The sequence below is a fragment of the Kothea flammea genome, assembly GCF_052161645.1.
In the GTDB taxonomy this organism is placed as follows: Bacteria; Planctomycetota; Planctomycetia; order Pirellulales; family Pirellulaceae; genus Laterigemmans.
Genome location: NZ_CP197414.1, coordinates 562,376 through 575,105 on the forward strand (window position 1 = coordinate 562,376; position 12,730 = coordinate 575,105).

Sequence of the window (12,730 nt, forward strand, 5' to 3'; positions counted from 1 at the left end):
TAAGCTGGGAGGCGAAAGTGGATCCGGCGGTTATTTTTAGAAACGACTACGGGCCACGGATCCTTGTGGGGCACACATCTCCAGAACAAACCGCTCGATCGACGCCAGATCGGGAAAATCGTCCAACGTCATGTCGTCGCGAGTGGCAAACTGGTAAGTCTCTTGCAACTCGCCCATCAATTGAGCTTTCTTGATGCTGTCGATGCCCAGGTCGGCTTCCAAATCAGCGTCCAGCTCTACCATCTCTAATGGATAACCAGTCTGCTCAACGACAAATTCAATCATTTTTTCTCGCAAAAGTCCCGCATCTATCGTGCCGGAAACGCTTGCTGGAGTCTGGGAAACTGGAGCTTGTGCGGCCGGAACTGCCGCTTGTGGTACGGGAGCCGGGGCAGGGGCGACGGGGTGAGCTGATGGTTGCTGAGTCCCTTGAGCTGGCGGCGCGTTATCGGCCAGCTGTTGGCAAGTGAAATCGAGAATCGCTCGCAAACTAGGCAGTTCGTCCAGCGAAGTCGCCTCATCGGCTTGCAATCCAAAGGTCTCAGCTAATTCGCCTAACAGTTGTGCCTTGCGAATGCTGTCGATGCCCAAGTCGGCTTCCAGATCCGCATCGAGTTCGACCATGTCGGGAGGATAGCCGGTCTGATCGACGACGAAAGAAATCATCCTAAGTTCGACCGCCGCCCGCAACTCGTTGGCAGTGCCCCGCGGTTCCACACCGCTCGGCACGGGTTGCTGCTGCACAGGTTGCTGCGGATCGGCAGTGTGTTCAGCGTGCGAGCTGCCATTTTTGCTCGGTCTGCTGGTCACGTTGCCGTCCGGGAAACTGGCCAGCGGTTGGGTGCTGCTTGTTGGGCTGCCCATTGGATTTTCTGTTGGGCTGCCAGTTGGTAACGCCAACAGGAATGCTTCGATGGCCGCCAAGGTATTCAGCTTGTCGAGGTCGACATCGTTGCGATCGGCCAACGCGTAATGTTCACCGACTTCTCCCAACAGCTGAGCCTTTTTGATGCTGTCCAGGCCCAGGTCGGCTTCCAAATCGGCATCGAGTTCGACCATGTCGGTTGGATAGCCCGTTTGATCGACCACGAAATCAACTAACAATTGACGCAGCTTAGCGGGTGGTAAGCCAGCCGGTGTGGGCTGCGGATGCCCATTGATTTCGTTGTTAAAATGAGCAGCTACGGGCTGGGCAGCTATGGGCTGGGCAGCTGTTGGTTGCTGCGGCGGTGGGTTGAGCGGTTGGTCCGCGGTCGTGCTGGGCGGGGTTGCCGAGCTGCCAGATTGAGGCTGTTTTCCGCTCATTGCTCGTTCCCGCAGACGCAGTTTGCGTCGCTGGGTGGCGTCAAATTGCAGAATCTTTGAATCTTGACGTGGAGCCATTACGTGAGTTTGGATTGCTGGGGAATTGGTCGCGGACTGTGCCTCGTCAATTGAATACTTTGCACAGAATAATTCAATTTTGTAGTGGAGTCCTGAGAAATCAGCAGATTCCACCTGGGTACTCGGGGGGTGTGGTGCTTGTGGAGCAAGTGCTGACAATAATTCGATATGTCCGGCCGCACCGAGGGTGTGGCCGATCAAGCATTGGGCCGGTGTGGGAGGGCGGGTGGCGCGGCGGGTGTGATCGAAGTGAGCATCAATGGCGCCAATTCGCCCCAGGATGGGTTGCTGATCACGCTCGGCGTCGCTCAAGCGGCGGAGCACGAAAGCCACGCAGCCTTCGCCCGGAACCAGCCCGTGACCCTCGGGCGTGGCCGCCAAGTCACCGGAGAGCGACATTAACTCGAAACGTGTGGGTGACATATCCTCTTGGGCTGCCACGCAAATCATCATGTCGTTGTCGCCGCTGCGGAGCAGATCGACGGCACATTGCAGGCTGGCCGCAGCCGAACAGAGTCCACCATCGACGGCGACGGCACCGCCGAACAAGTCAAAGGTCTTGGTGATTCGCGATGCCAAACTGCTGCTGGTAAAACTACCTGTTTCATCCAGCAGGGCCGGCATGTGGCGCAGCACGGTGTCGTGAAACTGATCCACGATCGCTTCGACTTCGGTGCTCGGCAAATCAGTGATCGTATGGCGAATCGTTTGCTCAAACTCGGGCAACCGCAGCCCCAATAACAATTGGTTGGCAAAGTCGCCTCCGAAGGTCGTGCCGACAATCACGCCGGTTCGCTCCGCCAACTGGTTCAACCCGCCAGCATGTTGCAGTTCCTCGCCAAAGCTCTGCTTGAGCGCCTGTTCGACCGCTTCTAAAACCATGAATTGCACCGGACTGGCGTGGGCAATCTGCTTCGGTGGGATGCGGTGTCGCCGCCAATCGTAACTAAACTCGGTGACATAGCCGCCCCGCGTGGTTGTGGTGTGCCAGGGACGGACATGCTGTGGATCGCAAAACAAGTCAGCTCGCCAGCGAGTCGGTGGTACGTCCCTGAGCGCCGCTTCTCCCGCTGCCAAGCGTTGCCAAAAAGCTTCCACATTGGCACAGCCGGCAGCTATCATTCCCATGCCGACGATCGCGATTTGCTCGACATCGGGCTCGTTGCGGCTGAGTGAGGCTGTGCGATTAGGCGAGCCGGCGGCGGAGTGCGAGTGCTGTTTGACCGTCGCGATGGCGAGTTGAGGACTCTTTGTTTGTGGTGGGCTTGCTTGAGCAGCATCGATGACGACGTGCACATTCAAACCACCGATGCCGAACGCGTTAATCGCTGCACGGCGTGGCACAGCGGGGGCCAATTCGGGCCAAGTCTGTGCCCAAGTCGGAATGTGAAAGGGAATCGTCTCCCAATCAATCTTGGGATTTAGCTGACTGACTCCGGTGGTCGGTGGAATCACCCCCTCGCGGACGCTGAGCACCGCCTTGATCAATCCGGCCAAGCCGGCCGTTTCCAGCGTGTGGCCGATGTTGCTTTTCACGCTGCCAACGGCAATCGGTTGTTCAATCTGACGCGACTGCAGGCTAGCGGCAATCGCAGTCAGCTCGGTGGCATCGCCCAGCTGCGTGCCGGTAGCGTGCGCTTCGATGTACTGCGGCGCGTGGCTGTCAGCGATGCCGCTGTAAGCCCGTGCGACTGCTAGTTTTTGACCTTCCGCCCGGGGTGCCCACAGGCTTTTGCCTTTCCCGTCGGAGGAAATTCCCACGCCGCGGATAGTGGCGTGACGGGGCAATTGGGCGGCGATCGCATCTTCCTCCCGCCGCAGCACGACCGCAGCGTAACCTTCGCCCACGACAATCCCGTCGGCGGAAATGTCGAACGGATGACTTCCCACCGCGCTCAGCGATTGGGCTTGAGAAAATAAGACCAGCGTGTCGGCGTGAAAATAAGAAGCCGAGCCCACGATGGCCGCGTCAATCGTACCTAATTGCAAGGCGCGAACCGCCTGAGCTAACGCCTGCAAGGAACTCGCGCAGGCCGAATTAAAGACCATTGCCGGACCATCGAGGCCTAAACCTTGCGAGATCAGGCCGGCCGCGGTCAGACTGGTTAAGTCGGGTTGGCCCGCGGCAGATCGCCGTGGTGCCGCGTCGCGAAACCGCCGCCGCAGCGACTCGGCGACCCGTTCCCGCTGCTCGTCGCTGATCCCGTTGACTTCGCTCAAGTACTGGATGATTTGGGGAATATACGTGCCCACAATCATCTGACCGGCTAGGCCACTTTTTCGCGTGTGACCGACATATACGCCCGTGCGACTTGGCAGCGACTGCACCGCGGCGGCCTGGCCAAATTGCTGGTCGCCACGCAATGCTTGGTCAACCGCCAAGTAAAGCGTCGTGAAAGCCAATTCGGGGCAACTGCGGACCGACGCCGGCAGCGAAGGATGCGTTGGCGCCGCGCCCCGGTAATCGATCGTGCAGGCTAAATCGGTGTAGGATCGATTCAGCTCACCACGTTCGGGATAGTAGTACAAGTCGCGATCAAAACGCTCAGCCGGGGCCGGCGCCACACGGCACTCGCCCGCCAAGATCATCTCCCAATACTCAGCCGGGCTGTTGCAACCGGGCAGCCGACAACCCAACCCCGTGATGGCAATGGGGAGCTGGGAAGCGGAGCGATTGAAAGTTGCTGAGCGCTCGGGGCTCATGACTGAGACTCCTGAGATTGGAGCGCGCCGGCAGCTTGATTTCGTAGCCCGGCCAGCAAACTAGCCAAGGCCCACGCGGTTAACTGCTCGGCTGACGCTCGGTCTGTTCCCGCTTGCTCTGTCTTTTGTTGCTCTGGCTGCTCCGCGGCAGCGGCGTGAAACAGCATGATCTGACCCCGTCGCAAACAGGCGTCGACCGTGGTCGTACCCGCTAGCAGTGCGTCGAGCGTGGGCCGGTTGAATCGCACGTTGGGTCGTGGGGCAGTTGGCAGGCCGATCAACAGTTCAAGCTGGCCGACGTCTGCTGGGGACTGACCATTTGAGAGCCGCGGCAGCGGAATTCGCAACGTAAAGTCACCTCCGCCGGGCCCCGTGACACAGCATCCGAGCTGGAAAATTTCCCCGCCGCCGGCGAGTATCCCGTTATCGTGCACTCTGTCTTCGTCAGTCTCGCTTTCGGACTCCATTGATGATTCCCAAGCGGCACCCAGCGTCTCGCCAATTCGCGGCGGATGCACCGGGGGCAAGCCGCGGCGAGCCCCAAAGTTGGTCCGCAGGGCGTACCGGCAAAGTCGCAACATCGACTGGTGGTCAACTTCGGGGCAGGGCAGGTCGGGGAGCAACTCCAACACGGCCGCGCCATCAAATTCGGGATCGTCTCGCCAGTAAGCTTGATAAATTCCCATCTGCTGGCGGAAAAAGTCTAGCACTTGGCCGGGATCGCGAGTTGCCGCGGGAGCGGAGGCTGGGGTTCCGCCCGCCTGATTTTCGCCAGCCTGCGTGTCAAGCGACTCGGCGATCACCTCGGCCATGGCGGCTAGGCTCACCCGCTTGCTCGGTGCCAAATGAATCGTGCGTCCGCGAAAGCGACCACTCTGGTCGGTGACGCCGCGACTGATTGCCGCGCTGATCCAGTCGACGGGAACAAAGTTCTTGCGCTCTTCACCACTGAGACCCATCGTGCTCATCACCATTCCGGGCGGCAAGCCGCGGGGTGCATGACCGCTGGTGCGCATCGCTTGACTTAATTGCAAAGGCACGTAAAACCCATGAAAGGTGCTGGTGTAACCAGTGCGATGGTCACCCACGATGATCGCTGGCCGGTAAATCACGCGACTCTCCAAAGCCGCCGACTCGCGGACCATTAACTCAGACTGAATCTTGCTCGCTTCGTAATCGTTGCCCGCAGCCGCCAGATCTATCGCGTCAGTTTCGAGGATGCGTCCACGCCGGTTGCCACACACATAGGCGGTCGACACGTGATGTAGATGCTTAATCCCAGTGGTCTCACATAACGCCAACATCTCCGCAGTGCCTCGCACATTGCTGCGGTAAGGCTCTCCGCTGCGCGGATCCTCGATAAATTGCAGGCTGGCCGCGTTGTGCAGCAACTCGTCGCAGTGGGCTCGCACCCAGCCGCATGCCGCTGGCGATAAACCCAACAACGTTTGCTGTAAATCGCCTTCCAAGACGATCGGGCGGGGCATCGCTCGACGTTCGACTCGCTCCAGTTTGGCGAAAATGTCCTCGATCCGATCGGCCGCCGACCGCCGTCCGCTGCTGCGCGCTATTACTGCTAGCGGCCGCCCCAGCCGAGTTAAGTCACGAAGCAAGTACTCGCCGAGTAACCCGGTCGCTCCGGTTAACAACAAGTACTTCATTGAATATTCAACACCTCCAGAGACATCTCAGTCGACACCAACGGTCAACGGTAGGGATGAGTATAGTAGAGAGGACCGTCGTTTTTCAAGTTGCAAGTAATAGGTAATGTGCGGATGATAGGTGATTTAAGACAGTTGTATCGGTGTTTCGCCTAGTTACTACCTTGAGTAGCCGATTTGAGAGGGCTCTCAGGAATTTCGGAAGATGTTTTTTTGATCACTACCGGACCGGTTCGCATGCAAGATCACCCCCAAACAAGCTGGCCTTTGGTCAGTTTCGAGCATTATATGCTGGCCGATGATCGCGCAAATTGGCCAATGACCTACCCAGCGATTTACGAATTTTTCGGGCAAATTGACCAACAAGCTCTGCGGGCCGCCTTACGAGTGGCGTTGGATCGCCACCCCTTTTTGGACTGTCAGATTGAACGAACGGCGACGGGGTTAGCGTGGAGAAAATCGAGCGATTTGGATCTTGCCGCCACTGAGGATGCGGGTAGCGAGCCGATGGACCGGCGGATTGACCCCTTCACAGAGCGTCCTTTTCGTTGGCGCTGGGTCGCTGGCCGCGACGAAATGTCCGGGGTAACGGCGGGTAATCGCGGGAAGCTGATGTTGGTTTTTCATCACGCGGCGGTCGACGGAATTGGCGGATTAATGTTTGTCGGAGACTGGTTGGCTGCCTACGACCAGTTGGTTTGCCCTCAGCGGGGCACTCGGCTGCGCAGCGTAGACGTTGATAGTTTGCCGACGCGGGGGCGAGCGGCAGTGACTAAGTCGGCTACCAATGAGCTGGCAGCGGGCGATAACCAAACGCAGAAGCGGGGATTGGAGATCGGCGGGATTGCCAGGGAGATCTCTCGTTTTTTCTTCCGGCGAGTGACCCCGCTCGCGACTCCGCCGGCGGTTTCTGCTGAACCGGTTGAATTATGTTTTAGCGTGACCCTATCGGCGGCAGAGTCGGAAGCGTTGCGGCGAGTGTCAGATCGGTTGGGGGTGACCTTGAATGACGTGGCGATGTGTGACTTGCTCCGCAACTTGCGCGGCTGGAATCAGCGTCATGGAGCGGCCGGGCGCTGGTACCGGATTACGATGCCGGTGAATTTGCGTGACCGGGCTCAACTGAAAATGCCGGCGGCAAACCGGATCGGTTACGCAATTATTGACCGTGATATGAATCGATGGGTGGATGATCCCGACGGGTTGTTGCAAAGTTTGGCGGCTGAGCACGCGGTGATTCGCCGCGATGGGCTGGCGGCCAGTTTTTTGGCCGTGCTCAGCGGGGCGGGGCGGATACCGGGTGGGATGCGGTTGCTGACACGCCAACGGGGCTGCGCCACGACCGCCGTGTTTTCTAACGTGGGTGACCCCACGCGACGATTCATTTCCAAATTACCGTCGGTTGATGGTCAGCTTGTGGCTGGCAATTTGAAGCTCATTGGAATTTCAGGCGGACCGCCCACTCGGTCCGGCACGCCGGCATCTTTCTTATTAACGCAGTATCGAGGTCAGATTCGGTTGGCGGTAACGGTCAGTTCTGAGCATTTGGGACGGGAACAGGCTGAGCAGTTGGTTGGCGGCTGGCGGACGATGTTATTGACAACTTTGGAGCGGCATTCCGCATGAGCGATACGCATTCCGCTGTGGCGGAGGTTGGTTCCCGTGAGTTTGAGTCCTGTGAGGCAAGTTCGTCGGATCGGCCTTGGCGAAAGCTATCCTGGGTGATCCTGTTGCTGTGGCTGGCATCGGTGCCGTGGGTTTTGTATCACGCCAAATTGGCTTGGGACGGCAATTCCAATCGTGTCGAGGATTGGATCCCGATGGGGCATCCGGAAACAGTTGCCCAAGATCGCTTCGTGGAGTTATTCGGCAGTGATGAATTGCTGGCGGCGACTTGGCAAGGCTGCACGTTGGATGATCGATCGCTAGTTCGATTATCGAAGTTAGTGGCTGGTCCTAGCGAGGCGGCAAATGATTCACAAGTACCAACTGATTCGCTGGATGCTGAGGCGCGGGCTTTGTCCGTTCGGCTGAATCATTATTTTCGCCGCGTCTTGATTGGTAACGAAGTCTTTGCCGAACTGCAGGATTCGGGGATTGGCATGAGTCCACGAGCCGCTTTGGCTCGCATGCACGGTTGGATTCTGGGGTCGGATGGCCAACAGACCGGCGCGATCGGGCTGGTTTCGATGCCCGGCATGTTGGATCGTCAAGCGGCGGTGGCGGCCTATCGCGATGCCATGGTGTGGGCGGCCGAATTGCCTGCGGAAGACATTTATATTGCCGGGCCGACGATTGAGAGCGTGGCGATTGATCAAGCCAGTCGCGACGGACTGATGCAGCTCAGCTTGCTGTCGTTTCTGATTGCCGGCGTGGTGGTGGTCGCCGTCTATCGTGACTTGCGCGTCGGCTCATTGCTGTTGCTAATCGCGCTGTACAACGAACATTTGGCTTTGGCGGTGGTCAGCATCAGTGGCGGGCGGACCGATGCTGTGTTGTTGTTGATGGCCAACGTGACGTTTATTCTCAGCATCTCGGCTGGTTGCCATCTGATGCGATATTTTCGCGAAGCGTTGTTGGAGCATGGCCCCCAGCGGGCGCCGGTGATGATGTTGCGAGCCGCTGTGCGTCCAATTGCATTGGCGACGATCACCAGCGCGATTGGTTTTGGATCGTTAGCCAGCAGTCAAATTATCCCGATTCAAAATTTTGGCATTTATGCCGGGGTGATGATTTTGCTCTCCGGTTGTCTGGTGCCAACCTTTGTCTTTGCGTCGTACACGGTCCTACCGGCTGGTGGTTGGTATCGTAAGTTGCAACAAACTGAAGCCCCCGAGAGTCAGGCCGATCAACGTCTCAGTGGCGAGTTTCCCACCGCTTTGCTGGTCGGGATCAGCCAGCGTTGGCGTTGGGTGATACCGCTGTTCCTGGCTTGTTTGATTGGCGGTGCGATGGGCTTGCCGCGGTTGACGGCATCACTGGGGATGAAGCAGATGTTTCCCGAGGACGCCAAGGTGTTGCAAGACTATCGTTGGATCGAAGAGCACTTAACGCCGTTGGTGCCGATTGAAATCGTGCTCTCGCCCCCCCCGGGTCCGGCGGGTGAGCAGGTTGATTGGCTGGGGGAGCTGGGAATCGTCAACCAGGTCGCGCAAGCGGCTCGCAAGTGTGAGGCGCTGGAAATCGTCATCTCACCGCTGAACTTTATGTCCAATCCGCCGCTCTCGGGTTCCGGCTTTCGGTACGCGGCGAAACGTAATATTTTTCAATCCAACTTTCATCGTTTCGTCGACGATTTGCAGGGAACGGGTGCGTTGCGCGTGGTCGATGGTGCGCGGCATTGGCGGATCAGCGGCCGCATGCGGGCGACTGCGGAACATGACTACGCGGGCGTGCAAGCCGAGGTGCAGCGGGCGGTGAAGCAAGCGCTCGATGAACTCGATGCATCTGCGACGGTATCATTCCAAGTCAGCGGCGGGGCCTTGATTTTTGAACGCATGCAAAAGTTATTGCTGCGCGATATGGGAATCAGTTTGTTGGTTGCTGTCGGCCTGATCGCGATTGTGATGTCGCTCGTGCTCCGGAATCCTGTGGTCGGTTTGGTTTCGCTGCTTCCCAACGTGATTCCGCCGGTCTTCATTTTCGGCATGATGGGCTGGCTCGAATGGCCGCTAGAGATTGGTTCGGTGTTGACCGCCAGCGCGGCGATTGGGGTCGCGGTCGACGATACCCTGCACCTAATTTACGCATACGCCCGCCGCGGTGGGGGTGCGAGTGGTGAGGGGACGGCGAGTGATGGCGGGGGTATTGATCAACCCGCGCGGATCGCCGCCGCTCTGCAGCACTGTGGTCCAGCGATGGTCCAGACCACTTTGGTTTGCTGCCTCGGCATGTTGGTTTTTGCCGGCAGCCATTTCACACCCATCGTCAGGTTTGCCAGCGTGATCGCGATTCTGTTGAGCGTCGCGCTGGTGTGTGATTTGTTGTTGTTGCCCGCTTTGCTGGCTAGCCCGCTGGGACGACGTTTTGCCCGTTAATTGTGTTGCCCGTTACAGCTGTTCGAGCGTTAGCCGGCGGATTTCCCCGCCGGTATTCCAAGTGGCGATCCCCAGCGGCACCATGACTGCTTGCTCGGGCCAGACGCTGTATTGATGTTCGGCGGTGGCATAATCGATGATCGTTTCGTCATCGAGCTCAACCGTCGTGCGTTTCTCCTCCACAGTCAGCACGATGCGGTACCAGCGATCTTGCTCAAACGGCCGGTAGCCGGTGGTTTCATTTTCCACCGCCGAGAGGCCATCCAAATTGGAGACACCCCAAACCCCACCACTCCAGCCACCCATGATCAAGGACGCGTGCTGGTCGTTGATGGGAAACGTCAAGCCGTAAAAGAAGTCGGCTCCGTCCACGCGCCGCGCTTCGGCCGCCACGCGGTAATTCATGCGCGGCACCGGACCTCGGTAGCAGACGCCTGAACCAGGGTTGCCCCTTTCAATGCTCAAGACTCCCGCAGCGAAACGAATTTTGTCTGTGGCGGAGAAAGCGCCCGTGCTGACAACTCGCCAAGCGGCCGGCGTGAATAGTAAATCCCGTTTGTTGGGCATGGCAAGTTTGTTGGGCATGGGGTGTAACTGGGAATGTTGTAACTGGGGAACTGGGAGACACCGCCGCAGCCAAGTGCCGGCACTCAAAATAGTACCTCAAACCGCCCGCTCGTGCATATCGATAACCCGCTGCTGCTGGCACGTCGTTCGGTCCCGCTAACCGTTTGCAAGACTTGCAACTGAGCAAAGGCGATCAAGTTTGGATCTTAGCCCGTGAAGGCTCGATCAATGGCGAGCAAGCGATGATTGCTGAAGAAGTTCGTTTGGATGGCGATGCCGTTCGCTTGCGCCGACCGCAAGATCGCAGCGAGTTTCAACGCGGTCAGCAAGCGGGCAGCCAGCAATCGGCCCCACAACGTCAAAGTCAACAGGATGACCGCGAGACTTGAAATGGCGTTTGCGATCCTGGCCAGCGATAAGCCTGGCCAGCGATAGGCCTGGCCAGCGATAGGCCTGGCTAGCGATAAGCCATCGGCTCTGTTTGCAAGAAGTCTTGTCTAGCTGAGTCGATGTTTCCTCATTCGCCGGTCTCGTCTGTATCGCTGGCATTGGCTTTTCCGTCTACTCTGGCGACGGTTTTGTCGGGGAGACGGGCGGTCGCCTTTGCGAAGGATTGGTGTTGTGCGTGATGCACGACCAACACCAATCCGGCAGCGGCCAAGGTTAAACCGAGCAGCGTCCACGTGGGGCCGTTCCAGTCGCCCCAGCTGACCATCGTGTAAACCCGCTCTTTAAATTCCCACTCGGCAGTTTCGGCTGTGGCGGCCTGCAGTGGCCATAATTTGCGCAGCGAGCCGAGCATCAACCCCAGCAGAGCGGCAAAGGTCAGTTCGCTGTATCTGGCCAGCAACAAACTTAACAATCGGCTGAAAGCTAACAGACCGAACAAGCAGCCGACCGCGAAGGTGGTCAAGCGGAGCAGCAGCAGGCCGGAAAGATCGAAGCTGACAATCTGTTTCACCATCCCGGTCACCGGATGGTAGGCGCCCAGCAGCAGCAACACGAACGCGCCGCTGATGCCGGGTAAAATCATCGCGCAGATCGCGATCGCTCCAGCAAAAAATAGAAACAGGGTGCTGGGCTCCCCCGCGACCGGGGTCATTGAGGCGATCAGCCAAGCGAAACCGGCCGCCACCACGGTGGTGATCATCCGCCCGGGCGTCCACTGGTTCACCATGCCGCCGACGATCAACCCGCTGGCCAGCACCAAGCCAAAAAAGACTGCCATCGTTTCGCTAAAGCGATGTTCCAGCAGCCAGTGCATCAGCGGGCCGAGTCCCAAAATGCCGACTCCAATGCCGAGTCCCAGCGGCAACAAAAACCGGCCGTCGAGGTGGCTCCACAACCCGCTCCATTGCCCTAGTCTGACTTTTTCGATCGCTCGCCGATCAAATTGGCTGATGGCGGTGACGAGCCGTCGATAATGCCCTAGGATCAAAGCCACGGTGCCACCGCTGACTCCCGGCACCACATCGGCTGCGCCCATGCAGAATCCGCGACCTAAATTAACAAGATCCTCGGTGATAGTTTGTTTAAGTCGTTTCAAAGATGGTTCCTATTATTCCACGGCGGAGTTTCTTGCCGATGATACCTGTCGTAGAGATGCTAGTATTGGCGGTTGTGCAAGGAATCGCTGAATTCTTACCGATCAGTTCCTCGGGGCACCTCGTCATCCTGGGTAATTGGATGCAGGTCGAAAATACCTCGGCCACTGTCGAGATCATACTTCACGCCGGTACGCTCGCTTCAATTCTGGTCGTCTATTGGCGGAGGATCTTGGAGCTGCTCAAATCCGATCGGCGGGTTATTCCGCTGCTGGTGGTCGGTACGATTCCAGCGGGTGTGGCGGGAATCTTAATGAAAACTCAATTTCCGCACTTGCTGGAAAGTCCCCTGTTGGCGGGTTGGATGTTGCTCGTGACTGGTCTGCTGTTGCTCTCCTTGCGGTGGCTCCCCGAAGGCGATGTGAGCTATCAGCAAGTTTCTTTTTGGGGCGCTTTTACCATCGGCTGCTTCCAAGCTTTTGCCTTATTCCCGGGCATCAGTCGAGCGGGATCAACGATTGTCGGGGCCCGGTTGGGTGGCATGCGACGGGAAGACGCGGTGACCTTCTCCTTTTTGTTGGCGATACCGGCTATTCTAGGTGCCACGATCCTCACTTTCCGAGATTTATCCAAAACCGGGTTGGGTGAGATGCAAGTCGGCGTGTTGCTGCTCGGCGCGACCGTTTCGTTTGTTGTCGGCATCGTTGCCCTGCGTTGGTTGATCCATTGGGCCCGCGAAGGTCGACTCTATTGGTTTGCCGCTTGGTGTATTCCGCTTGGTTTGGTTGTGATAGCTATGTGCCAGAGCGGGCTGTTGGGAGAGAAGTAATTCATG

Annotated in this window: 8 protein-coding genes; 4 read left to right on the plus strand and 4 right to left on the minus strand. The window is 58.2% G+C overall.

Features of this window, described 5'->3' with window-relative positions:
- Window positions 1-36: 36 nt before the first annotated feature.
- Together SH139x_RS01860 and SH139x_RS01865 are read right to left on the minus strand one after the other, a co-directional pair.
- Entirely contained in the window at window positions 37-4,086 is a 4,050-nt protein-coding gene (locus tag SH139x_RS01860) for a beta-ketoacyl synthase N-terminal-like domain-containing protein (protein ID WP_488353593.1), read from the minus strand.
- Window positions 4,083-5,747 (minus strand): SDR family oxidoreductase, encoded by a 1,665-nt coding sequence (locus SH139x_RS01865; RefSeq protein ID WP_488353594.1) that lies wholly within the window; start codon window positions 5,745-5,747, stop codon window positions 4,083-4,085. Before SH139x_RS01865 ends, SH139x_RS01860 begins: the two co-directional genes overlap by 4 nt.
- A gap of 237 nt (window positions 5,748-5,984) precedes the next feature.
- Here SH139x_RS01865 and SH139x_RS01870 point away from each other — a divergent pair, with 237 nt between their 5' ends.
- Both SH139x_RS01870 and SH139x_RS01875 read left to right on the plus strand, forming a co-directional pair.
- Window positions 5,985-7,373 (plus strand): hypothetical protein, encoded by a 1,389-nt coding sequence (locus SH139x_RS01870; protein WP_488353595.1) that lies wholly within the window; start codon window positions 5,985-5,987, stop codon window positions 7,371-7,373.
- On the plus strand, window positions 7,370-9,784 hold the full coding sequence (locus SH139x_RS01875) for an efflux RND transporter permease subunit (protein WP_488353596.1): 2,415 nt from the start codon (window positions 7,370-7,372) through the stop codon (window positions 9,782-9,784). Before SH139x_RS01870 ends, SH139x_RS01875 begins: the two co-directional genes overlap by 4 nt.
- A gap of 12 nt (window positions 9,785-9,796) precedes the next feature.
- Here SH139x_RS01875 and SH139x_RS01880 read toward each other — a convergent pair whose 3' ends face one another.
- Complete coding sequence (locus tag SH139x_RS01880; protein WP_488353597.1) at window positions 9,797-10,369, minus strand: 3-keto-alpha-glucoside-1,2-lyase-like domain-containing protein; 573 nt, start codon at window positions 10,367-10,369, stop codon at window positions 9,797-9,799.
- Window positions 10,370-10,515: 146 nt separating this feature from the next.
- Here SH139x_RS01880 and SH139x_RS01885 point away from each other — a divergent pair, with 146 nt between their 5' ends.
- Window positions 10,516-10,740, plus strand: coding sequence for a hypothetical protein (locus SH139x_RS01885; RefSeq protein ID WP_488353598.1), 225 nt, complete (start codon window positions 10,516-10,518; stop codon window positions 10,738-10,740).
- Between the two features lie 128 nt (window positions 10,741-10,868).
- Here the strand turns inward: SH139x_RS01885 and SH139x_RS01890 are convergent, their stop codons facing one another.
- Window positions 10,869-11,897 (minus strand): DUF368 domain-containing protein, encoded by a 1,029-nt coding sequence (locus SH139x_RS01890; RefSeq protein WP_488353599.1) that lies wholly within the window; start codon window positions 11,895-11,897, stop codon window positions 10,869-10,871.
- 38 nt (window positions 11,898-11,935) lie between these two features.
- On the opposite strand from SH139x_RS01890, the gene SH139x_RS01895 reads away from it, so the two are divergent.
- Complete coding sequence (locus tag SH139x_RS01895; protein WP_488353600.1) at window positions 11,936-12,724, plus strand: undecaprenyl-diphosphate phosphatase; 789 nt, start codon at window positions 11,936-11,938, stop codon at window positions 12,722-12,724.
- Window positions 12,725-12,730 lie beyond the last annotated feature (6 nt).